Origin of the sequence: Streptacidiphilus sp. ASG 303, from assembly GCF_020991365.1 — a bacterium.
Taxonomy (GTDB): domain Bacteria; phylum Actinomycetota; class Actinomycetes; order Streptomycetales; family Streptomycetaceae; genus Peterkaempfera.
On sequence record NZ_JAJLRA010000034.1, the window covers coordinates 18,044 to 39,928 of the forward strand.

The window sequence follows — 21,885 nt, forward strand, 5'->3', positions numbered from 1 at the left end:
GGCCCGGGGGGCGGCGTCGAGGTGTGGTCGGAGCACTCCGTCCCCGGCCCGTCCGCCACCAACCTCGCGGACCTCCTGGAACGCATCCTCGACAAGGGGATCGTCATCGCGGGCGACATCAAGGTCGACCTGCTCGACATCGAACTGCTCACCATCCGGCTGCGGCTGTTCATCGCCTCGGTGGACACCGCGAAGAAGGCCGGCATCGACTGGTGGGAGACCGACCCCGCGATGTCCTCCCGCGCCGCGCGCAGCGAGCTGCTGGAGGAGAACCGCAGGCTGCGGGAGCGCGTGGAGCTGCTGGAGGCGGTGGAGGACGGCTCCGACGACCCGGACGGCGAGGACGGGCTCCCGCCGCTCCGGCTGAGGACGAGGAAGAGGGAGTACCCCAGGCGATGACGGACACCGCACCGGCACCGGCCACCGCACACGACCGTCCGGCCGCCGCACAGGACGGCCCGGCCACCGCGCACGACCGTCCGGACCGCACCGTGGCGACCTGGGTCTTCGCCGTCGGCCGCGCCTACGGGGCGGAGGACCTCGCCGGGGCGGCGGGACTGTCCGCCGCCCCGGTGCGCCCGCTCGCCTTCGCCGGACTCACCGCCGTCGTCCAGGACGTGCCCGCGGCCCTCTTCGGGCGCGAGGCGCTGACCGAGCGGCTCTCCGACCCCGGCGAGCTGGAGCGCTGCGCTCGCGCCCACCACGCGGTGGTCACCGCGGCCGCGGCCTGCGGACCGACGGTGCCCATGGCGCTGGCGACCCTCTACCTCGGGGACGAGCGGGCCAGGGCCGCCCTGACCGCCGACGCCGGACGCTTCCGGACCGCCCTGGAGCGCGTCGGGGGCCGCGTGGAGTGGGGCGTCAAGGTGTACGCACGGCCGGACGCCGCCGGGGCGCGGCCCGGCGTCCCGGCCGGCGGGGTCCCCGGACCGGACGCCCCCGGTGCCGGGCGCGCCTACCTGGAGCGGATGCGCGGGGTCCAGCGGGCCCGGGAGGAGGGCCGGTCCTCCGCCCTGCGGACCGCCGAGGAGGTGCACGCCGCGCTCTCCGCACTGGCGGTCGCCGCCCGCAGGCTGCGGCCGCACGGCCCCGGCGCGTCCGGGGAGCGGCGCACCCAGGTCCTCAACGCCGCCTACCTGCTGCCCGAGTCCGGCGCGGACCGGATCGCGGCGGCCGTGGAGGAGCTGCGCGGACGGGCGGGGGCCGGGGTCGACATCGAGACGTCCGGGCCGTGGGTGCCGTACTCGTTCGCGGGGGAGGCGTAGCCGATGGGGGTCGCCGACCCGGTGCCCTGGGACGCGTCCGACCCCGGCCTCGCGCCGATCGGCGTACCGCTGGTGGACCTGCTGGACCGGGTGCTCGCCACCGGGGTCGTGATCAGCGGCGACGTCGTGATCGCCATCGCGGAGGTCCCCCTGGTCCGCCTGTCGCTGCACGCGCTGCTCTCCTCCGTGAGCAGGCGCGTGCCCGCGCCCTGGACGGACGGGGGGCCGCTGTGAGCACGTCCCGGCTGGACGTCGACGAGGAGTCGGTCGGGCGCGACCTGGTCGCGCTGGTCCTCACCGTGGTCGAGCTGCTGCGGCAGCTGATGGAGCGTCAGGCCGTCCGGCGGGTCGACGAGGGGGACCTGACCGACGACCAGGTGGAGCGGATCGGCCTGACGCTGATGATGCTGGAGCGGCGGATGCGGGAGCTGTGCGACGCGCACGGCCTGCGGATGGAGGACCTGAACCTCGACCTGGGGCCGCTCGGGACCCTGCTCCCGAACAGCTGAGGCCGGACCGGCCGCCCGTCCCGCACACCGCCGACCCGGCCGGACCGCCCCGGGCGGCACCGCCGCCGGGCCCTCAGCGGCTCCTGGCGGCCGACCGCCGCCTCGGACGCCTCGCGGGCTCCTCCTCGGGCTCCTCTTCCTCCTCGGGCTCCTCCTCGTCGGCGGGCTCCTCTTCCTCCTCCTCGGGCTCCTCTTCCTCCTCCTCTTCCTCGGGCTCCTCGCCCTCCTCGTACTCGTCCTCGGGCTCCTCCTCGCCCTCCTCGGGCTCCTCTTCCTCCTCCTCTTCCTCGGGCTCCTCGGGCTCCTCTTCCTCCTCCCCCTCCTCGGGCTCCTCGCCCTCCTCGTACTCGTCCTCGGGCTCCTCCTCGCCCTCCTCCGGCTCCTCGCCCTCCGCGCCTTCCACGCCTTCCTCCGGCTCCTCGCCCTCCTCGGGCTCCTCGCCCTCCTCGTGCTCCTGCTTCTCCTCCTCGAGGGCGTCCTCGTGGGACTTGACGACCTCGCTGTCCCGGATCTCCCCGCGCCAGCCCTCGACCTCGTCGGGGTTGAGCAGGGTCTTCGTCATGACGTGCCGCCGGAAGTGCTTGAGCTCCAGGCGGGCCCGCCGGCCCTGGGCGCGCCAGATGTTGCCCGTGCGCTCGAAGAGGCCCTGGGGGTGGTACTCCAGGACCACCAGGATCCTCGTCAGGTTCGGGGTGACCTCGTGGAAGGTGACGGCGCCGTCCACGTGGCCCTTCGGGCCCTCGGACCGCCAGACGATCCGCTCGTCCGGGACCTGGTCGACGATGGTCGCCTTCCAGGTGCGGTGGGACCAGAAGACCTGCGCCTTCCAGGTCGCCTTCTCGTCGGACTCGTGGTTGACGCCCTCCACCTTCTTCATGAACTCGGAGAACTGCCCGAACTCCGTCCACTGGTTGTAGGCGACACGCAGCGGGACGCCGACGTCGATGTCCTCGACGATGTTCGTCACCTTCACCTTCTTGCCGCCTCCGCCCTTCCCCCCGCCGCCGCCCCCGCCCCCGAAGGCCTGCTTGACCTTGTCCTTGATACCGCCCGCCCCGGCCCCCAGGGCGGCCCGCAGCGGCGACTTGCCCTCGGCGATGCTCTTGCCGCCCCTGAGCGCGGCCTTCAGACCCGGGTTGTCGGCCTTCTCCGCGTAGTCGGTGAGGCGGTCGGTGATGCCACCCATCCTGTCGGTCGCCGCGGAGACCGCCCGCTCCCCGAGGGCGGACATGACGTTCTGGGCCTGCTCACGCAGGCGGTCGGTCGGCAGCTCCTCGGCGATCCGGCCCAGTCCGCCGGACGCGCCGCTCTTCTCGCCCTCCGCCACGGCCGTCACCTCCCGCGCCGGGGCGCCGCGGACCGCGCGGCGGTCTTCTTGGCCGTACGGCCGGCGGTCTTCTTCGCCGCCGCCTTGCGCGGCTCGGCCTTCTTGGCCGCAGCCTTCTTCGCTGCCGCCTTCTTGGCGACGGCCTTCTTGGCGGCGCCCTTCCTGACCGGACCGCCGGCGCCCTCCCCCTCGCCCTCACGCCCGGCCCCGCGCCTGCCGCGGCGTGCCTTGGGCGCCCGCTCGGGCTCCTCTTCCTCCTCCTCGGGCTCCTCCTCCTCGGGCTCCTCCTCGGCCTCGGCGCCCTCTTCCTCCTCCGACTCCTCTTCCTCCTCTTCCTCCTCGGGTTCCTCCTCCTCGGCCTCGGCGCCCTCTTCCTCCTCCGGCTCCTCTTCCTCCTCGTACTCCTCCGGCTCCTCCTCGTACTCCTCTTCCTCCTCGGCGGGCTTCTTCCCGGCCCGCAGGAGGTCGGCGCGCTCCTGGAGGCGGTCGCTGAGGCTCTCCACCTGGCGGGTGGCGGCGGCCATCGCGGCCTTCTTGCCCGCCTCGACGACCTGGCCGCGGACGACACCGACGAGCTGCTCGACCTGCGGCGAGGACTTCAGGAGGTCCCCCGCCAGCGCTCCGGGCCCGGCGGACTGCCCGAGCTTCCTGCCCGCGGCCATCCCGGCGAGTGCGAGGACCCAGCGGGTCTTGTGGAAGCGGCCGAGCACGTAGCCCGCCGCCAGGCCGGCGGCAAGTGTGGTGTTCTTCATGACGGTGTCCCATCTGGCGCCCGGCCGCCCGGGCCGGGTCCGCGTGAGGGTGGTTCCGTAGCGCGTGGAGGGGCCGCACGGGAGAGGTGCGGTCGTCCGCGGGAACGGCGGAGCCGCTGCGGGGCGCGTGTACCGCGCCGGTCCGCCCGGTCCCAGCCGTGCACGGTCGGCGGCGCGTCGGGTCCGGAGACCGGTCCGCCGGGGCCGCACCGGGGGGTGGCGGCGTGTCAGAGTCCTCTCCTCCCATGCTCCACCCGGGGGACGGGGGCCGCACCTCGGGTGGCGGCGCGGGCGGGGCCCGGGCCCCGGGGAACGGGACGGCCCCGCGCCCCCGGATCGGGGACGCGGGGCCGCAGGGGCACCCGGAGCGGGTCAGATGTGGACGACCGGGGCGTGCGCCTCCTCGGTCCGCTGCTGCGGCAGTGCGGCCGAGGGCCGCCGGTACAGGAGCCCGGTGACGACCAGGCCGAGGGTGAAGATGCCGGCGGACCACCAGAAGGCCGTCGTGTAGCTGTGCAGCTGCGCCTGCGCGAGGGTGGCGGGGCTGGGGACGCGGCTCGCGAGGTACGCGGTGGCGGCGCTGGTGGCGAGGGTGTTGAGCAGGGCGGTGCCGATGGAGCCGCCGACCTGCTGCATGGTGTTGACGGTGGCGGAGGCCGCGCCGGCGTCGGCGGGGGCGACGCGGGCGGTCGCCTGGCTCATGGCGGGCGGCATCACGTGGCCGAGTCCGAGGCCGAGGACGAGCAGCGGCGGCAGCACGTGGGTGGCGTACGAGGTGGTGAGGCCGATGCCGGTGAGCCAGACCATGCCGGCGGCGGCGAGCGCCATGCCCGCGGGGACGGCGGCCTTGGCGCCCAGGCGGGGGACGGAGAGGTTGGTCGCGACCTGGGCGGAGACCATGAGTGCGGCGATCATGGGCAGGAAGGCGAGGCCGGTCTTCACGGGGGTGTAGTGCAGCGTGGCCTGGAGGTAGTACGTCAGGAAGAGGAAGACGCCGAACATGCCGGAGGCGGCGACCATGACGGCGGCGAAGGAGGCCCCGCGGTCGCGGTCCAGGACGATGCGCGGCGGCAGCAGCGGGTGCGGGGCGCGGGTCTGCCGGAACGCGAAGGCGGCGACGAGCAGGGCGCCGCCGGCGAGGAAGCCCCACGTCATCGGCGAGGACCAGCCGTGCGACTCGGCGTTGGACAGGCCGTACACGACGCCGAAGAGGCCGGCGGAGACGAGCACGGTGCCGGGGATGTCCAGCGTGGCCTCGCGGTTGCGACGGCTGCGCTGGAGCAGCAGCACGCCGCCGGTGAGGGCGAGGGCGGCGAAGACGAGGTTGACGTACAGGGTCCAGCGCCAGCTGAGGTGCTCGGTGAGCAGGCCGCCGAGCAGGAGGCCGATGGCGCCGCCGGTGCCGGCGATGGCGCCGTAGACGCCGAACGCCTTGGCCCGCTCGCGGGCGTCGGTGAAGGTGGTGTTGAGCAGGGACAGCGCGGCCGGGGCGAGGAGCGCGCCGAAGAGGCCCTGCAGGGCGCGGCCGCTGACGAGGAGGGTGAAGCTGCCGGCGGCCCCGGCGAGCGCGGAGGCGGCGGCGAAGCCGACCACGCCGACGAGGAACACCCGCTTGCGGCCGACCAGGTCGGCGAGGCGGCCGCCGAGCAGCAGCAGGCTGCCGAAGGCCAGGGAGTAGGCGGTGACGATCCACTGCCGGTCGGCGTCGGAGAAGCCGAGGTCGCGCTGGGCGGAGGGCAGCGCGATGTTCACGATCGTGGCGTCGAGGACGACCATCAGCTGGGCGAGGCCGACGACGGCGAGGATCCACCAGCGGCGGCTGGGCGGCTGGTCGGCTTCCCTGAGCGCGGTGGCCCCGGCGGGCGTGCGCTGCGACATGTGGCTGGTCATGGCGAGAATGCTCCAGGGAGGGGGGAGGTCGGCTGCGGGTCGGCTTCGGGTCGGCTGAAGGTTCCGCTGGGGGTTCCGCCGCACGGGGGCGGCGGGATGCGCCGAGGTGCACGCACGGGCCGGTCGCCGCGGGAACGGCTCGGGACGCACCCGGTGCAGGGGAGCGACGTGTCCTAGAATCAATTCAACACGTGATGATTCTGCATCCGTTGAATTTCTGCTGTCAACCGCACGGAGGACGAGCCGTGACCACCCGCCCCCGCGCCGGGCGCCGCCCGGGGGGCAGCGGCACCCGCGAGGCGATCCTCGACGCCGCGCGCCGCCGCTTCGCGGAGCTCGGCTACGACCGCACCACCCTGCGCGGCATCGCCGCGGACGCCGGGGTCGACGTCGCCCTGGTGTCCCACTACTTCGGCCCCAAACAGCGGCTCTTCGCCCAGGCCGCCTCCCTGCCCTTCGATCCGGCCCTGGTGCTCCCCGGACTGCTGGACGGCCCGCGCGAGGACATCGGCCGCCGGCTGGCGCGGCACGTCCTGGAGACCCTGGACTCCCCCACGGGCCGCAGGCGGATGACCGGGCTGATCAGGGCGGCCGCCTCGGAGCGGCAGGCCGCCGACGAGATCCGCGAGCGCGTCAGCCGCGAACTGCTCGTCCCGCTCGCCGAAGGCCTGGGGGCGCCGGACGCGCCGCTGCGCGCCTCCCTCGCCGGCTCGCAGATCGTGGGGCTGGTGATGGCACGGCACGTGGTCGGGCTGGAACCGCTGACCGAGAGCGCCTCCGGGGTGCTCGTCGACGCGGTCGCGCCGGTCCTGCAGCACTACCTCACCGGCACCCTGGCACCCTGACCGCGGCTCCGGGCCGACGCGGCACAGGCCCACGGGCGGCAGCGCGGGCGGACGGCAGCGCGGGCCCACGGACGGCAGCGCCGGCGGACGGCGGAGGCAGGCGGACGGGGGCGGCACGGACGGGGGCGGACGTGCGGACGCCCCCGCCGGTCGGGCGGGGGCGTCCGCACCTGCCGCCGGGGTGCGGGTGTGCCCGCACCCCGGCGGCAGGGGTCAGGGCTTGGCCTGGAAGGCCACCGCCGGGTCGTTCTGGGCCGCGGAGCCCCAGACCCGGTCGTACATGCCGGTGTCGCCGGTCAGCGTGTAGAGGAACCACGCCGTGGTGACACCGCGGGTGAGCTGGAGCTGGGCCGCGCGCGTGATGCCGCCGCTGTCGCAGCCGAACCCGGACGAGTCGGTGAACCCGCAGTGGAAGCCGCCGGTGATCGTGCGCAGCTGGGTGGCGGCGGGCTTGGCCGCGTACATCTTCTGCTGGTTGCCGGCGGGCGGCGCGATGGTGTCCTGGCTGCCCGCGACGTACTGGACCGGGGCCGCGATCGCCGCGGAGGCGGTGACGGCCGACGGGTTGGTCTCGGCCGCGGCGAGGGTGGAGACGCTGCGGACGGCCGGGTTGCGGGAGGCCGCGAGCAGGGCTGCGCCGCCCCCCATCGAGTGGCCGGACAGGCCGAGGCGGGCGGTGTCCACCCGGCCGTTGAAACGCGAGCCCGCCGCGGTGTTCTGGGCGGTGATCCAGGCCAGGGCCGCGTTGAGGTCGTCGGCGAAGGCGCTGTGACTCGGGAAGAGGCCGCCCTGCGACTTGGGGGCGACGGCGATGAACCCCCAGGAGGCGTACTGCTGCAGGGTGGTGGCGTACTTGGAGACGTCCTGGAAGAAGCCGTGGCCGAAGGCCAGGGCCGGGTGGCTGCCGTCGGCGACCGGGGTGCCGGCCCCGGCCGTGGTGGCGGGGTACCAGACACGGGCGGAGAACGAGCGGCCGGAGGCCGACACCGTCAGGTCGCTGTAGCCGACCGCGAAGGGGCCGGGGGCGGCGGGATCCGCCGCGGCGGGCGCGGCGGTCCGGGGCTCGGCGGACGCCGGCCCGGTCGCGGTGGACAGGGCTCCGGCGGCGAGGAGCAGGCCGGCGAGACCGGTGAGCACTCTTCGGAACAACATGGGGCCTCCGTGTGAGGGAACGGTGGTCCACATTGGAGCGACTAGTTGCATACATGACAAGAAGTCGCGACAAGATTCTTCCGACGAGGGCAAGGGGTGGCGCCCGGGGGGCCCGGCGGGTAAAGTCCGGCCGCCGCACCGGGCGGAGCCCCGCGCCGCCCCGCGAGGCGACCGGGAGACGTCCGGGGCCGGCAGGGTCCGGCCGGGGACCGGGCGGATCAGGCCAGGGCCAGGAAGAGCTTCTCCAGCTCCTGCTCCGTCATGGGCGGCGCGTCGCCGTCGGCGGCGGCCATGCACTGCCGCATGCCACTGGCCACGATCTTGAACCCGGCCCGGTCCAGCGCCCGCGAGACGGCGGCGAGCTGGGTGACCACGTCCTTGCAGTCCCGGCCCGCCTCGATCATGGCGATCACGCCGGCCAACTGGCCCTGGGCGCGGCGCAGCCGGTTGAGGACCGCACCCGTCGCCTCCTCGTCCACCTGCATCGACACTCTCTCCTTCCCTGCACGACGGAAGCCTCCAGGATACCCCGCCCGGTATAGAACCCGGCGTGCGCGAGGCGGACCCCGGGGCGGCCGGGCCATACCGGCGGGGGTATCGTCGACCCGGCACGTGAAATACGGGTGGGGGTATACGCTGTTGAGGCAGACATACCCCCCCTGGTATCGGACACGAGGAGATGCGCATGTACTTCGTCGAGACGCTGGCCGTGGAGGGGCTCGGCAACCGCAGCTACCTGGCCGGCGGTTCCGCCCACGCGGTGGCGGTCGACCCGCCGCGCGACGTCGACCGGGTGCTCGCCGCGGCGGCCCGGCGCGGCGTACGCATCACCCACGTCGTGGAGAGCCACCTCCACAACGACTACGTCACCGGCGGCCTGGAGCTGGCCCGCATCACCGGCGCGGCCTACCTCGTCCCGGCGGGCGCCCACGTCTCCTTCGACCGGGTGCCGGTCGCCGACGGCGACACCGCCGCCCTGGAGGACGGCCTGGTGCTGCGCGCGGTGGCCACCCCCGGCCACACCCCCCACCACACCTCCTACGTGCTGGAGGACGCCGGAACCCCGGTCGCCGCCTTCACGGGCGGTTCGCTGCTGATCGGCGGCGTCGGCCGCCCCGACCTGGTCGAGCCCCGGCTGACCGAGCGGCTCGCCCGGGCCCAGCACGCCTCCGCCCACCGCCTGGCGCAGCTGCCCGACGAGGTGCGCGTGCTGCCCACCCACGGTTTCGGCTCCTTCTGCTCCTCCTCCCAGGCCGAGGGCGGGTCGAGCACGATCGGCGGGGAGAAGGCCGCCAACGCGGCGCTGCTCAAGGACGTCGACTCCTTCGTCGCCGACCTGCTGGCCGGCCTCGACGACGTCCCCGCCTACTACGCCCACATGGGCCCCGCCAACGCCGCGGGCCCCGCCCCCGTGGACCTGACCGCCCCCCGGCGGGCCGACGCCGCGGAGGTCGCCGAGCGGCTCGCCGCCGGGGAGTGGGTCGTCGACCTGCGCAGCCGCACCGCCTTCGCCGAGGGGCACGTCGCGGGCGCCTTCAACTTCGAGCTCGACGGGCAGCTCGCCACCTACCTGGCCTGGCTGATCCCGTGGGGCAGGCCGGTGACGCTGCTGGCCGAGACCCCCGAGCAGGTCGCCGCCGCCCAGCGCGAGCTGGTCCGGGTCGGCATCGACCGCCCCGCCGCGGCCGCCACCGGCCGCCCGGAGGAGTGGACCGCGGACGGCGCCCTGCGCTCCTTCCCCCGCGCCGACTTCGCCGCCCTCGCCGCGGCCCTCGCGGCGGACGGGGACCCGGTGGTCCTCGACGTGCGCCGCGACTCCGAGCGTGCGGCCGCCCGCATCGGCGGCTCCGTCCACATCCCCCTGCACGAGCTGCGGGGGCGGATGGCCGAGGTGCCCGCCGGGACGGTGTGGGTGCACTGCGCCGGAGGGATGCGCGCCGCCGTCGCCGCCTCCCTGCTGGACGCGGCCGGCCGCGACGTGGTGGCCGTGGACGACTCCTTCGACAGCGCCCGCGCCGCCGGCCTGGTCACCGCGGCCTGACGTCCGAGACCCCCTGGAGCACGACCATGCCGATCTTCGCCCGCACCCCCGGCCCCGGACGGATCACCGTCACGGACGCCCACGAACGCGCCCGGACGGGCGGGGCGGTGCTGCTCGACGTCCGCGAGGCCGACGAGTACGCCGCAGGCCACGCCCCCGGCGCCCTGTGGCAGTCCCTCGCCGCCGTCGCCGCGGGGGCCCCGCTGCCCGACGCGGCCGAGGGCCGCACCGTGCTGGCGGTCTGCCGCTCCGGCAACCGCTCCCGGCGCGCCGCCGAGATCCTCGCCGCCCGCGGCGTCGAGGCCCTGAACGTCACCGGCGGGATGCACGCCTGGGCCGCCGCCGGACTCCCCGTCCACGACGGCACCGGCAGCAACGGACAGGTCATATGACGGCCCTGGTCCTCGCCCTGGTCGCCGGTGCGGTCGTCGGCCTCGCCCTCGGCGGGCTCGGCGGCGGCGGCAGCATGCTCGCCGTCCCCGCCCTGATCTACCTGCTGGGCTTCGCGCCCGCGCAGGCCACCACCGCGGCCCTGCTCATCGTCGCCGTCACCTCGGCGACCGGCCTGGTCGCGCACGCCCGCGCCGGGCGGGTCCGCTGGCGCACGGGGGCGCTGTTCGCCGCGGCGGGCCTGCCGGCCGCGGCCGCGGCAGGCGCCCTGTCCTCGGCGGTCCCCGGGGCCGTGCTCACCCTCGCGTTCGCGCTGCTGGCCGCCGTCGCGGCCTGGCGCATGCTCACCCCCCGGCGCCCGGCGGGCCCGCCCCGGGCGGCCGGTCCCGGCCGGTCGGCCGCCGCCGGCGCCGGCCTCGGCGCCGTCACCGGACTGCTCGGCGTGGGCGGCGGCTTCCTCGCCGTCCCCGCCCTGGTCTCCGTCCTGGCGCTGCCGATGGCCGAGGCCGTCGGGACCAGCCTGCTGGTGATCACCGCCAACAGCGCGGCCGCCCTCGTCCCCCGCCTGGGGAGCGCAGGTAGCCTCGACTGGGCCGTCGTGGCCCCGTTCACCGCCGCGGCGGTGCTCGGCGCCTGGGACGGCAAGCGCCTCGCCGACAGGCTCTCCGGACCCGCCCTCCAGCGGATCTTCGCCTTCGCCCTGCTGGCCGTCGCGGCGCTCATGCTCCTCGACGCCCTCACCTGACCCGGCCCGCCGCGGGGACGGCCCGGCCCCACGGGACCCCGCCCGCACCGCAGACCCCCGTCCCACAGCAGACCCCCCCGCCGCGGATCCCCATCGCGGATCCCCGGCAGCACCCGGACCCCGGAAGGAAACGGCAGCGTGTCCACCACCACCCCCCTGACCACCGACCAGCTCCACCCCCGCCTGGAGGAGCTCACCGTGATCGACGTGCGCTCCCCCGGCGAGTACGCGGGCGGCCACATCCCCGGCGCCCACAACATCCCCCTCGACCAGCTCCAGCGCGCCCTCCCCGCCCTGCGCGCGGCCGCAGACCGCGGCGGGCTCGCCGTGGTCTGCGCCTCCGGCGCCCGCTCCGAGGCCGCCTGCCGGCAACTCGCCGCGGCCGGCGTCCCCGCCGCCACCCTCACCGGCGGCACCTCCGCCTGGGCCGCGGACGGCAAGCCCCTTGACCGGCCCGCGGGCGCCCGCGCCACCTGGGCCATGGACCGGCAGGTCCGCCTCGCGGCCGGCTCCCTCGTCCTGGCCGGACTGCTCGCCGACCTCGCCCGGCCCGGCGCCCGCTGGTTCTCCGCCGCCATCGGCGGCGGCCTGGTGTTCTCCGCCGTGAGCAACACCTGCGCCATGGGCAACCTGCTCGGCAGGCTCCCGTACAACCGCCCGCGCACCGCCGCCGCCGACCTGGACGAGACCCTGGCCGCCCTGCAGCGCTGACCCGGCGGCCGGCCCGGCACCCGGACGGCGGACGCATCGCGCGCCGCCGTCCGGGCAGGCAGCACCCCACGGCCCCTCCCGGCACGTGCCCCGGCCCTCCGCAGGGCCCGGCAGGGGGGCGCCGGCCCGGAGGGGACGCCTCCGGCGGACACACCAGGAGGACGCATGGACGGGCGCACGGAGGCGGCCTACGGCCGCACGGTCGAGCTGGACCTGCCGTTCGAGGCGGCGGTGGCCAGGACCAGGGAGGCGCTGGCCGGGCAGGGCTTCGGCGTGCTCACCGAGATCGACGTGCAGGCCACGCTGCGGGAGAAGCTGGGCGCCGAGATGGAGCCCTACCTGATCCTGGGCGCCTGCAACCCGCCGCTGGCCCACCGGGCGCTGGAGGCCGACCGGTCGATCGGCCTGCTGCTGCCCTGCAACGTGGTGGTGCGCGGCACCGGGGAGGGCACCTCCGCCGTGCAGGCCCTGGACCCGCAGACGATGGTGGGGCTGAGCGGGAACGCAGCCCTGGGGCCGGTCGCCGACGAGGCGTCCCGGCGTCTGGACGCCGCCCTCGACGCGCTCGCCTGACCGGCCGGAGCCCGGCCGCGCCCCCGCACCGGCGCACCTCCCCGCCTCCGCACCTCGGCACCGACGCGCCTCCGCAGCGCCGCACGGACGTACCGGCGCGCCTCCGCACCGGCGCACCGGCCCGGGGCCCTCCCCCGCGGTGCGCCGGCGTCGGCACGCCTCCGCGCCGCCTCCCCGCCGACATACAGCGGTCACCGACTATCTCTGTATCCGAGGTAACCTGTCGGCAGGAGCCCGCACCGGGCGGACGCGAGAGGGAGGCCGAGCACACCATGGAGCCGTCACCGGTCCGCCGGCACCCCTGGCCGGCCCTGCTGGTGCAGGAGCGGCCGCGGCCCCGGCGCGTCCGGGAGCACCCGGGCGCCTGGCGCCTGGCGGTGGCGACGGTCTGCCTCGGCGCGTTCATGGGGCAGCTCGACGCGAGCATCGTCACCCTCGCCTACCCCTCCCTCGGCGCCGGCTTCGGCGCCTCCCCGGCCGCCGTCGAGTGGGTGTCGCTCGTCTACCTCCTCGTCCTGGCCGCCCTGCTGGTCCCGGTGGGACGGCTGGCCGACGCACGCGGCCGCAAGCTCTGCTACCTGTACGGGTTCGCGGTGTTCACGGCGGGCTCGGCGGCCTGCGGGCTCGCCCCCTCGCTGCCCTCCCTGATCGCCTTCCGCGCGGTGCAGGCCGTGGGGGCGGCGATGCTCCAGGCGAACAGCGTCGCCCTGGTGACGACGAGCGCCCCGCGGGAGCGGATGCGGTCGGCCCTCGGCATGCAGGCCGCCGCCCAGGCCCTCGGCCTGGCCCTGGGTCCGACGGTGGGCGGGGCCCTGGTGGGGACGGCCGGCTGGCGCTGGGTGTTCGGCATCAACGTGCCCGTCGGCGTCGCGGCCCTCGCCGCCGGCCACTACCTGCTGCCGCGGACCCGGAACCGGACCGGCGCCGCGGCCCCCGGACGGGGCCGTTCCGACCCGGCGGGCCTGCTGCTCATGGCGGCCGCGACCACCTGCGCCCTGCTGGGCCTGTCGGCCGCCTCCGGCCTCGGACTGCCCGGATGGGCGGTCGCCTCCCTCTTCGTGCTGGCCGCCGCGGCGGGGTGGGGCTTCGCCGCCCGCCAGCGCCGCGCCGCCGACCCGCTGGTCGACCCGGCCGTCCTGCGCGGCCGGGCCGTCCCGCTCGGCCTGGCCGGGGCGCTCTGCGGCTACCTGGTGCTGTTCGGACCGCTGGTGCTGGTGCCCGCGGTCCTGGACGGGCACGGGGAGACGGCGCTGACGGCGGGCCTGGTCCTCACCGCGCTGCCCGCCGGCTTCGCCCTGGCGGCGGTGGGCGCCGACCGGGTCCTGCCGCGCGGCCTCGGGGACCGGGGGCGCTGCCTGCTGGGGGCCGCCGCCGCCGCCGCGGCGCTGGCGGGGCTGCTCGCCGCCCCTCCGACCGCCGCCCGGCTCGCGCCGCTGCTCGCCCTGCTCGGCGTGGGCCTGGGCGTGTTCACCCCGGCCAACAACTCCGCGGTCATGCGGGCGGTGCCCGCCCGGGCCGCCGCGGCGGGGGGCGGCCTGGTCAGCATGGCCCGGGGCCTGGGGACGGCCCTGGGAGTGGCGGTGGTCACCCTCGCCCTGCACCTGGCGCCGGACGGCGCGGCGGGCTTCCGGTGGGCGGTGTCCGTCCTGCTCGCCGCGGCGGCGGGGGCGGCCGCGACCGCCGCGTACGGCGCGGGCCGCCGCCCGGCCGGCTGACACCGGGCGGACGGTGCGGCCCCGGCAGGCCCGGCGGAGACGCATGCGGCGAGGTCCGCGCCGGCGGGTCCCCCTGCCGGACGGCCGGGGCCCGCGGCGCGGCGGACCGGTCGGCCGGGACGGGGGGACCAAAGCCCCTCATCCTCCGGGCCGCCGCCCGCGACGCTGGGGGGAGAGGCCCGCCGACCGCCTTCCGGGCCTCGGGGACGGTGAGGGCGATGATGTGGTACGACGGCGGCTGGGGCTGGGGCGGCTGGTTCGCGATGGCCGTGGCGATGGTCGTGTTCTGGGGCCTGGTCGTCGCCGGCGTCCTGGCGCTCGCCCACCTGCTGGGCCGCAACCGCACGGGCCCGCGGCCCGGCGCGGACACGCCGGTGTGGGGGCAGGCCGCCGGGAAGCCCGCGGGAGGGCCCGCGGCACCCGCGGAGGACGTCCTCGCGGACCGGTTCGCGCGCGGGGAGATCGACGAGGAGGAGTACCGCCGGCGGCTCGCGGTGCTGCGGGAGCACCGGTGAGCCCGGTGCCGGCCGTCGGCAGGCGGACCGTCGCGGCCGGTGCGGCCGCCGCCGTGGTCCTGGGCCTCGCCACGACGGGCGTCCTGGCCGCCACCGGCGCGTTCCGCACCTCCCCCGCCCCGCACCCGGGCCGGTACGGGGGCCCGGCGGCCGCGGCACGGTGCGCCGTGCCCGCCCTGCCCGGGCGGACGGTGGACGTGGTCCTGACCGACATGGGGCCGGGCATGATGCAGGGGCCGGGACCCGGCCCGGGACCGGGCGTGACGCCCGCGCCGGACGGCTCGGCGCCCTGGGGGCCGGGTCCGCACGGCGGCAGGATGCGGGTCCTCGCCGCACCGCAGGAGGTGCCGGCGGGCACGGTGTCGTTCCGGGTCGTCAACGCCGGGATGCGCCTCCACGAACTGGTCGTCCTGCCGCTGCCCGCGGGCGGGGACGCCGGGCGGCTGCCGGTCGGCGCCGGCGACCGGGTCGACGAGGCGGGAAGCCCCGGCGAGGCGTCGCGCAGCTGCGGGGCGGGGGCGGGCGGCGGCATCGTCCCCGGTGCGGCGGCCTGGACGACGCTGACGCTGCGGCCCGGCCGGTACGCGCTGGTCTGCAACCTCCCCGGCCACTACCGCGCCGGGATGCACACGGAGCTCGACGTCACCGCCCGCTGACCGGGTCCGCGCAGCGGTGCGGGCCGGCGGACGGCCCGCACCGGGGGCCGCACCGGGGGCCGTACCGGAGGCCGCTCCGGGCGGACGGCCGCTCCGGGCGGGCCGTCACGCCTCGCCCTCCGCGCTGAGGTGCGGGACGATGCGGTCCAGCCAGCCCGGCATCCACCAGGCGTGGCGGCCCAGCAGCGTCATCACGGCGGGGACCAGCAGCAGGCGCACCACGGTCGCGTCGATGAGGACGCTGACCGCTAGGCCCAACCCCATCATCTTGACCACGATGTTGGTGCTGATCACGAACGCCGCGAAGACGCTCACCATGATGAGCGCGGCGCAGGTGATCACCCGCGCGGTGATCTCCAGGGCGTGGGCGACGCTCCCGCGGCTGTCCCCGGTGCGCAGCCACCCCTCGTGGACGCGGGAGAGCAGGAAGACCTCGTAGTCCATGCTCAGGCCGAAGACGATGGCGAACATCATCATCGGCACGTAGCTCTCGACGGGGACCGTGCCGGAGACGCCCAGCGCCGGGCCGCCCCAGCCCCACTGGAAGACCGCCACCAGGACCCCGTACGAGGCCGAGATGGAGAGCAGGTTGAGGACCGCCGCCTTGAGCGCGACGAGGGGGCCGCGGAAGACGCCGAGGATGATGAGGAAGGCGAGGCCGACGACGACCGCGATGACCAGCGGCAGCCGGGAGGCGATGAGGTCGCGGAAGTCGACCTGGGCGGCGGTGGTCCCGGTGGTGTACGCGCGGGCTGCGGTGCCGGAGACGGCCTGCGGCAGGACGCGGTCGTCCAGGCGGTTGACGAGGTCCGTGGTGGCCGCGGACTGCGGCGCGGCGGCCGGGACGACGGTGGACACCAGCACCTCGCCGTCGCCGACGGGCTGGACCGGGGTGGCCCCGGCGGCGCCGGGGACGCCGGTGAGGGACTTCTGCACCTGTCCGGTGAGGGCGGCCCGGTCCGCGGCGGGGACGCCGCTGCGGTCCACGACGACGGTCAGCGGGCCGTTGACGCCGACGCCGAAGGCGGAGGTGACCAGGTCGTAGGCGCGGCGGTCGGTGAAGCCCGCCGGGTCGGCGCCGTCGTCGATGTGCCCGAGCCGGAGGGAGAACAGCGGCACGGTCAGGACGGCCAGCACCGCGACGCCGCCCGCCAGGAACCACCAGGGGCGGCGCTCCACCCGCTGCGCGTAGCGGCGCCAGCCCCCGCCCGCGCCCGCGCCGGTATCGGTGCCGGTGCCGGTGGCGTCCGGGGCGGCGGGGGTCTCGGCGACGGGCGTGCGGACGCGGTACCGGTCGATCCGGCGCCCGATGAGGCCGAGCAGCGCCGGGACGAGGGTGAGCGCCCCCGCCACGGCGGTGATCACGGTGATCGCCGCGGCGGCGCCCATCCGGCCGATGAAGCTGACGCCGGAGGCGTTCAGGCCGACGAGGGCGACGACGACCGTGCAGCCGGAGACCACGACGGCGTGGCCGCTGGTGGCGACCGCGCGGGCCGCGGCGGCCTCGGGACCGGCGCCGTCCATGAGCTGCTGCCGGTGCCGGGTGAGCAGGAAGAGGGCGTAGTCGATGCCGACGCCGAGCCCGATCATGGTGGCCAGGGTGGGCGAGACGCTGGCGAAGGTGAGCACCCTGGAGACCAGGCCGAGGACGCCGACCCCGACGACGACGCCGACCAGGGCCGTGAACAGGGGCACCCCGGCGGCCAGGACGCTGCCGAAGCCGATGAGCAGGACGACGACCGCGACGGCGAAGCCGACCGACTCGCTCAGGACGTCGGCGGGCCTGGGCCGGGCGAGTTCGCCGAGCGGCCCGCCGTACTCGACCTGGACGCCGGCGGCGCGCAGCGGGGCGACGGCGGCGTCGACCTGCGGCAGGTAGCCGGGGCCCAGCGCCTCGGGGTTGGTGTCGAACCGGACGGTGGCGTAGGCGGTGCGGCCGTCGGCGGAGAGCGGGCCGAAGGACTGCGGCGGCGCGGACGCAGGGCTGCCCGGGGAGCCCTGGGCGGGGGGTGCGGAGGAGGGCAGGGGGTTCTGCACGGAGAGCACGTGCGGGAGCCGCGCCAGGGACCGGACCGCCTGGTCGACCTGGCTGCGCACCGCCGTCAGCGGCGTCCCGGCGTCGTGCAGCACGACCGTGCCGGTCTGGCCGGCGACGGCGGGCGCGTGCCGGGTCAGGAGGTCGGCGCCCTCCTGGGCCGAGGTGCCGGGGAGGGAGAAGTTGTCGGAGTACGTCCCGCCGAAGGCGCGGTCGGCGGCCACGGAGGCGGCGAGGACGAGCAGCCAGGCGCCGAGGACCACCAGGTGGTGGCGGGCGGACCAGGAGCCGGTCCGGCGCAGCCGGCCGGCGGGTCGGGCGTCCGTCTCGGCGGCGGGGCTGGCGCCTCGGTCGTACGGCATGGACGGCTCCCGGGAGGGTGGCTGACGGGGGACGGCTCGGGGCGGCGGACGGACGGGCGGCGGACAGGCGGGCGGCGGTAGGCGGTCGGCGGGGCGGCCGGGTCGCGGTGCGGGGGCGGTGCGGCGCCGTGACGGCGGGCGACGGTATGCACCCTAGATCCGCTTTTCAACGGTTCCGGGGATCCCGGACGGCGCGGCCGGACGCGCCGCCCGCCGGGAGGGGCGGACCGGCCGGACCGGCGCAGGAGGCGGCCGCTGCGGCGCGGTGCGTGCGCCTCACCGGCACCCGGGCCATCCGGCCGGGTATGCGGGTGGCCACCGCCCGGACGCGCCCCGCGGACGCGCCGCGCGGGGAGGACGGGCCGCGGGACATCACCCGGGGAGCCCGGAGCGGGCAGCGGGGCCGGGACCGCCGTCCGCGCCCTCGGGCGGTGGACGGCCGCGGCGGGGGGCGGGTGGCCGTGGCGGGGGCGGGTGGCCGTGGCGGGGGCCGGCGGCCGTGGCGGGGGCCGGCGGCCGTGGCGGGCGGTGGTCGGCCCCGCCGCGGCCGCACCCCGTCGGGCGCGGCCGCGGCGGGTGCGGACCGGGCGGCTCAGCGGCCGGGCGCCGCCCCGACGGAGCGCCAGGCGCCGAACGCCAGCCCGTCCTCGTCGTCCTTCCGGCGGCAGATCGACAGGCCCCCCTCCGGTCCGATCGAGGCGAGCGTCAGCCGGCCGGAGCCGTCCGCGAGCATCCCCGGCGTCCCCGTGCCCGGACCGCCGGTCGGCGTCCACCAGACGTCGCTCTCCTCGGCCTCGGTGGGGTACGCCGCGACCTCCGCACGGCCGTCCGCGCCGCGCTGCACCAGGACCGTGCAGTCGTGCCCGTCGACCAGGGTCCGGGCGGCCGCCACCGGACCGGAGCCCGCCGTGCAGCCGACCGCTGCCGGCTCCGAGGGCCCGTCCCCGTCCGCCGGGGCGCGCCAGGCGTGCACGCCCCCGTCCTGCGTCCGCCAGAACCAGGTGGCGCGTCCGGGAGCGGTCTCCAGGGCGACGTAGCTGCGGACGTCCGCCTTCGCCTCGGGCTGCCCCAGCCGCTCGAAGGGCTTGCCGGCCGCCGGACGGCGCCAGTGCACCGCCCCCTTGCCGTACGGCGCGAGCAGTTCGGCACTGCCGTCGCTCCCCGCCCGGGCCGCGACCGGGGCGGAGATCCACTGGCCCTGCATCCCCTTCCACCAGTTCCAGCGGCCCTGGGTGTCGCGGATGCGCACCCACAGGCCCTTGCCCCGGTGCTGGAAGAAGAGCATCAGCTCGTTGTCCGGGCCCACCGCGAGGCGCGGCGCCCCCTGGCCGGGGGTCACCTGCTCGACGGCGTCGGGCAGGTTGAGGGGGTGCCACTCGGACAGCGGGCGCCCGGACTGGAACTGCGTCGCCACCAGGATCTGGGACCGGACGCCCTCGGCTCCGCCCGGCCGCAGGGCGGCCAGGTGGACGTAGCCGAGGTCGGGGTCCTGCGCGAGCGTCACCTCGACCGCTCCGTCCGGCAGCGGCAGCGTGTCCGGACCGGTCCACACGTCGGAGCCCGGTGTCTGCTCGGTCCAGCGCACCAGCGCCGCCCCGGCCGTGGCATAGGCGCTGAGCCGCCCGTCGCGGCCGAGCGCCAGCCACTGCGGGGCCAGCGGCACCACGGGCACCGCGGACGCCGCCGCTCCGGGCGTCCGCTCCTGCGGGGTGCTCTCCGCTCCGGCGCGTCTCCGCATCGAGGCCACGTCCCTGCTCCCTGGTCGTCACGGGTCCGGCGGCCCCCGCACCCGTGCGCGGGGACACCTTCCCGCCTCGCAGGACCCGTCCCTATCCTCCCGGAAGGGCGGGCAGCACGGTACACCCGAGGGGGTCGGCGGCGCCGCGCCGTGTCGCCGGTGCCGCCACCCCGGAGGCGGCCGGGCGGCCGGACGGCCGTCAGGACGACCGGACGGGCCGCCGCCCGCCGGCGCCGTCGTGCGCGGGGGCCAGGGGCCGGCGTCCCACTGCGGGCGGCGGCCGCACCCCCGCCCCCGGGGCACGGGCGGGGGGACACCGCCCCGGGCCGGACGGTCCGTCCGGCGGTGCGAGGCGGTCCGGTGGGGTCCGGCATGATGACCGTTCATGGAGCAGCAGCGGACGGACGGGGCGCGCAGGGCGACGGCGGCGGACGCCGAGGAGCTGGTGAGGCTCCGCGAGGTGATGCTGGCCGAGGTCGCGGGGACGGTGGGCGACGGGTGGCAGGAGGCCTCCGTCGAGATCCTCCGGGCCCGGCTGTCGGCGGCGGACCCGGCACTGGTCGCCTTCGTCGCGGACCGGCCGGACCGGCCGGGCGCGCTGGCCGCCTGCGTGGTCGGCACCGTCGAGTACCGGCTCGGCGGCCCGGGCAACCCCGGCGGGCGGACCGGGTACGTCTTCAACGTGGCGACCGATCCCGGCCAGCGGCGGCGGGGCCACTCCCGGCGCTGCATGACGGCGCTGCTCGGCTGGTACCGCGCCCAGGGGGTCAGGACGGTCGACCTGCGCGCCTCGCAGCAGGGCGAGCCGCTCTACCGCTCGCTGGGCTTCGTCCGCACGCCCGACCCCGCGATGCGGCTGCGGCTGCCGGCGGCGCCGGACGCCTGACCCGCCCGGGCCCCGTCCGGCCTGCGGCGCGGGGCGGCGGGCCGGCGCGGGTGCCGGACGCGGCGGCCCGGTCCGCAACAGCCCGGTCCCCGGCGGCCGGGAGGGCGCGGACCGGTCCGGGCGGGCGTCCCCGGAAGCCGGGCGGCAGGAGGACCCGGAGACCGTGCAGGTTGCGCAGGTCCGGCACCGGGACGGCCCGCCAGCCGCGGGCGTAGGAGGGCGGCACGCCGCCGGGGGCCGCGAGGAGGGCCACGGGGAGGCGGCGCACGGTGGCCAGGACGGCGGCGGGCGTGGCCGAGGCGTCGTGGCCGCCGGTCTGCCGGGAGGCGCATCCGGCGTAGTAGGCGGCCGGCGGGGCGTGGTCGCCCGTCAGGAGGCACGGCGGGCGGACGCCCAGGCGGTGCAGGGCCGCGGCCAGGCGGGCGTAGTCGCCGCTGGAGGTCCTGGCACCCGCGACGACGCTGCGGAGGACCGCCTGCTGCACCGCCAGGTGGCCGGCCAGGGCCAGGACGAGCACCGCCGCCGCGGCAGGGCGCAGGGCCGGGCGCACCCGGCCGGGCAGCCACAGCAGGCCCTGGGCGACGGGGAGTGCCAGCAGCGCGTAGGCGGGGAGCAGGAAGCGGGGCGCGGCGTAGTCGACGCCGAAGAGGTACGGCGCCGCCAGGCAGCCCGCCGCGGCCGTGGTCAGGACCGCCTCCGCGCGGCGGCCCGCGGCGCCCGCCGCCGCCAGGCCGCCGGCGGCGAGGAGCGGCAGGGCGAACCACCAGGCGCCGGTGGCCCGGTGCCGCCAGGGGCCGGTGCAGGGGCGGCAGAGCGTGCGTCCGGCCAGGGCGCGCAGCTGGTCGTCGACGGCGAGGTGGGGGCCCAGGCCGCCCTCGATCGCGCCCGCGCGGTGCAGTCGGGCGAGGACGCCGCCGTACCGGAGCTCGGCCTCGGCCACCCAGGGCGCGGCGCCCGCCGCGAGGCCCGCGGCGAGCGCGGCGAGGACGGCCGGACGGCGCCAGCGGCGGACCAGCAGGACCGAGGCGGCGAGCGGCAGCGCGAGCCAGGCGGCGTCCGGCGGCCGCATCAGGGCGACGGCGGCCGTGGCGGCGGCCAGGCCGGGCAGCGCGGCGCGGTCGGCGGGACCGCGCACGGCGCGCAGGTGGAAGCCGACGGCGGCCAGGGCCGCGAGGGCGCTCCACAGGTTCGGCATGGCCGCCGGGCCGTAGAAGAGGGTGGTCCACAGTCCGGCGAGGAGCAGTCCGGCCAGGGCCAGGGTGCGGACCGGCAGCAGCCGCCGCCACACCGCGAGGGCCGCCGCCAGGGCGCAGCCGGAGAGGACGGCGAGGAAGACCCGCAGGACGGTGGTGGACGGGCTCAGCGCGACGGCGGGGGCGGCGAGCCAGCTGATGCCGCGGGCGCGCGGGGCGCTGAAGAAGGCGGCGGGCACGCGCGGGTCGACCTGGCTGACGTAGACCGTCTCGTCCCAGCCGAGGCCGGTGCCCGGGACGACGAGCAGCAGCTGGGCGGCGGTGAAGGCGGCGGCGACCGCGGCGAGCGGCAGCAGGGACCGGGCGCGGGCGGCCGGGGACGGCTGGGTCCGGTCCCGCTCTCCTCCCGGCGGCGGGGTCCGACGGCGGGTCCGGGGCGCCCGGGTGCGCGGCGCAGGGGTCTGCGGCGTCGGGCTCTGGGGCGTCGGCTGCACGGCTGGACCTCGGGGGCGCGCGGGGGAAGGGGGCGGTGTCTTCCTAACACCCGCACCGGGGGCGGGCGACCGGGCGGAGCACGGCCTGTGG

Annotated in this window: 22 protein-coding genes; 14 read left to right on the forward strand and 8 right to left on the reverse strand. The window is 77.5% G+C overall.

Going from position 1 to position 21,885, the window contains the following annotated elements:
* Window positions 1–21: 21 nt before the first annotated feature.
* From LO771_RS26980 to LO771_RS26995, 4 genes are read left to right on the forward strand one after another with little or no spacing between them, the layout of a single operon-like run.
* Entirely contained in the window at window positions 22–399 is a 378-nt protein-coding gene (locus LO771_RS26980) for a gas vesicle protein (RefSeq protein ID WP_230747386.1), read from the forward strand.
* Entirely contained in the window at window positions 396–1,265 is an 870-nt protein-coding gene (locus tag LO771_RS26985; RefSeq protein ID WP_230747333.1) for a GvpL/GvpF family gas vesicle protein, read from the forward strand. Before LO771_RS26980 ends, LO771_RS26985 begins: the two co-directional genes overlap by 4 nt.
* Window positions 1,266–1,268: 3 nt before the next feature.
* Complete coding sequence (locus LO771_RS26990) at window positions 1,269–1,499, forward strand: gas vesicle protein (protein ID WP_230747334.1); 231 nt, start codon at window positions 1,269–1,271, stop codon at window positions 1,497–1,499.
* On the forward strand, window positions 1,496–1,774 hold the full coding sequence (locus LO771_RS26995) for a gas vesicle protein K (RefSeq protein ID WP_230747335.1): 279 nt from the start codon (window positions 1,496–1,498) through the stop codon (window positions 1,772–1,774). Before LO771_RS26990 ends, LO771_RS26995 begins: the two co-directional genes overlap by 4 nt.
* Before the next feature lie 73 nt (window positions 1,775–1,847).
* Here LO771_RS26995 and LO771_RS27000 read toward each other — a convergent pair whose 3' ends face one another.
* The 3 genes from LO771_RS27000 to LO771_RS27010 all read right to left on the reverse strand — a co-directional run bounded on the left by LO771_RS27000 (window position 1,848) and on the right by LO771_RS27010 (window position 5,731).
* Window positions 1,848–3,101, reverse strand: coding sequence for an SRPBCC family protein (locus tag LO771_RS27000; protein WP_230747336.1), 1,254 nt, complete (start codon window positions 3,099–3,101; stop codon window positions 1,848–1,850).
* A 5-nt stretch (window positions 3,102–3,106) separates the two neighbouring features.
* Complete coding sequence (locus tag LO771_RS27005; protein ID WP_230747337.1) at window positions 3,107–3,853, reverse strand: histone protein; 747 nt, start codon at window positions 3,851–3,853, stop codon at window positions 3,107–3,109.
* Window positions 3,854–4,225: 372 nt separating this feature from the next.
* On the reverse strand, window positions 4,226–5,731 hold the full coding sequence (locus LO771_RS27010) for a DHA2 family efflux MFS transporter permease subunit (RefSeq protein WP_230747388.1): 1,506 nt from the start codon (window positions 5,729–5,731) through the stop codon (window positions 4,226–4,228).
* A 257-nt stretch (window positions 5,732–5,988) separates the two neighbouring features.
* Between LO771_RS27010 and LO771_RS27015 the strand changes: the two genes are divergently transcribed.
* A complete protein-coding gene (locus LO771_RS27015) occupies window positions 5,989–6,588 on the forward strand; it encodes a TetR family transcriptional regulator (protein ID WP_230747339.1) in 600 nt (199 codons plus the stop codon).
* Window positions 6,589–6,801: 213 nt separating this feature from the next.
* Here the strand turns inward: LO771_RS27015 and LO771_RS27020 are convergent, their stop codons facing one another.
* Together LO771_RS27020 and LO771_RS27025 are read right to left on the reverse strand one after the other, a co-directional pair.
* Complete coding sequence (locus tag LO771_RS27020) at window positions 6,802–7,740, reverse strand: dienelactone hydrolase family protein (RefSeq protein ID WP_230747342.1); 939 nt, start codon at window positions 7,738–7,740, stop codon at window positions 6,802–6,804.
* Window positions 7,741–7,958: 218 nt separating this feature from the next.
* Window positions 7,959–8,225, reverse strand: a complete 267-nt coding sequence (locus LO771_RS27025) for a metal-sensitive transcriptional regulator (protein WP_230652139.1) — start codon at window positions 8,223–8,225, stop codon at window positions 7,959–7,961.
* A gap of 200 nt (window positions 8,226–8,425) precedes the next feature.
* On the opposite strand from LO771_RS27025, the gene LO771_RS27030 reads away from it, so the two are divergent.
* The 8 genes from LO771_RS27030 to LO771_RS27065 all read left to right on the forward strand — a co-directional run bounded on the left by LO771_RS27030 (window position 8,426) and on the right by LO771_RS27065 (window position 15,086).
* Window positions 8,426–9,781, forward strand: a complete 1,356-nt coding sequence (locus LO771_RS27030; protein ID WP_230747344.1) for a rhodanese-like domain-containing protein — start codon at window positions 8,426–8,428, stop codon at window positions 9,779–9,781.
* A 26-nt stretch (window positions 9,782–9,807) separates the two neighbouring features.
* Window positions 9,808–10,173 carry a rhodanese-like domain-containing protein gene (locus tag LO771_RS27035; RefSeq protein WP_230747346.1) on the forward strand — a complete coding sequence of 122 codons (366 nt, stop codon included), beginning with the start codon at window positions 9,808–9,810 and terminating at the stop codon, window positions 10,171–10,173.
* Window positions 10,170–10,916, forward strand: coding sequence for a sulfite exporter TauE/SafE family protein (locus LO771_RS27040; RefSeq protein ID WP_230747348.1), 747 nt, complete (start codon window positions 10,170–10,172; stop codon window positions 10,914–10,916). Before LO771_RS27035 ends, LO771_RS27040 begins: the two co-directional genes overlap by 4 nt.
* 138 nt (window positions 10,917–11,054) lie before the next feature.
* Window positions 11,055–11,627: a rhodanese-like domain-containing protein gene (locus tag LO771_RS27045; RefSeq protein ID WP_230747350.1), complete on the forward strand. Its 573-nt coding sequence runs from the start codon at window positions 11,055–11,057 to the stop codon at window positions 11,625–11,627.
* Window positions 11,628–11,792: 165 nt separating this feature from the next.
* On the forward strand, window positions 11,793–12,200 hold the full coding sequence (locus LO771_RS27050; protein WP_230747352.1) for a DUF302 domain-containing protein: 408 nt from the start codon (window positions 11,793–11,795) through the stop codon (window positions 12,198–12,200).
* 272 nt (window positions 12,201–12,472) lie between these two features.
* Window positions 12,473–13,915, forward strand: a complete 1,443-nt coding sequence (locus tag LO771_RS27055; RefSeq protein WP_230747353.1) for an MFS transporter — start codon at window positions 12,473–12,475, stop codon at window positions 13,913–13,915.
* Window positions 13,916–14,133: 218 nt separating this feature from the next.
* Window positions 14,134–14,430, forward strand: a complete 297-nt coding sequence (locus tag LO771_RS27060; RefSeq protein WP_230747355.1) for an SHOCT domain-containing protein — start codon at window positions 14,134–14,136, stop codon at window positions 14,428–14,430.
* Window positions 14,427–15,086, forward strand: coding sequence for a hypothetical protein (locus tag LO771_RS27065; protein WP_230747357.1), 660 nt, complete (start codon window positions 14,427–14,429; stop codon window positions 15,084–15,086). The genes LO771_RS27060 and LO771_RS27065 overlap by 4 nt, the downstream gene beginning before the upstream one ends.
* A 105-nt stretch (window positions 15,087–15,191) precedes the next feature.
* On the opposite strand, the gene LO771_RS27070 is transcribed toward LO771_RS27065, so the two are convergent.
* Together LO771_RS27070 and LO771_RS27075 are read right to left on the reverse strand one after the other, a co-directional pair.
* Window positions 15,192–17,483: an MMPL family transporter gene (locus LO771_RS27070; protein ID WP_230747359.1), complete on the reverse strand. Its 2,292-nt coding sequence runs from the start codon at window positions 17,481–17,483 to the stop codon at window positions 15,192–15,194.
* Between the two features lie 592 nt (window positions 17,484–18,075).
* Window positions 18,076–19,230, reverse strand: coding sequence for a hypothetical protein (locus LO771_RS27075; protein ID WP_230747360.1), 1,155 nt, complete (start codon window positions 19,228–19,230; stop codon window positions 18,076–18,078).
* 376 nt (window positions 19,231–19,606) lie between these two features.
* On the opposite strand from LO771_RS27075, the gene LO771_RS27080 reads away from it, so the two are divergent.
* Window positions 19,607–20,107, forward strand: a complete 501-nt coding sequence (locus LO771_RS27080) for a GNAT family N-acetyltransferase (protein ID WP_230747362.1) — start codon at window positions 19,607–19,609, stop codon at window positions 20,105–20,107.
* Here the strand turns inward: LO771_RS27080 and LO771_RS27085 are convergent.
* Complete coding sequence (locus LO771_RS27085) at window positions 19,989–21,794, reverse strand: hypothetical protein (RefSeq protein ID WP_230747364.1); 1,806 nt, start codon at window positions 21,792–21,794, stop codon at window positions 19,989–19,991. The genes LO771_RS27080 and LO771_RS27085 overlap by 119 nt on opposite strands.
* Window positions 21,795–21,885 lie beyond the last annotated feature (91 nt).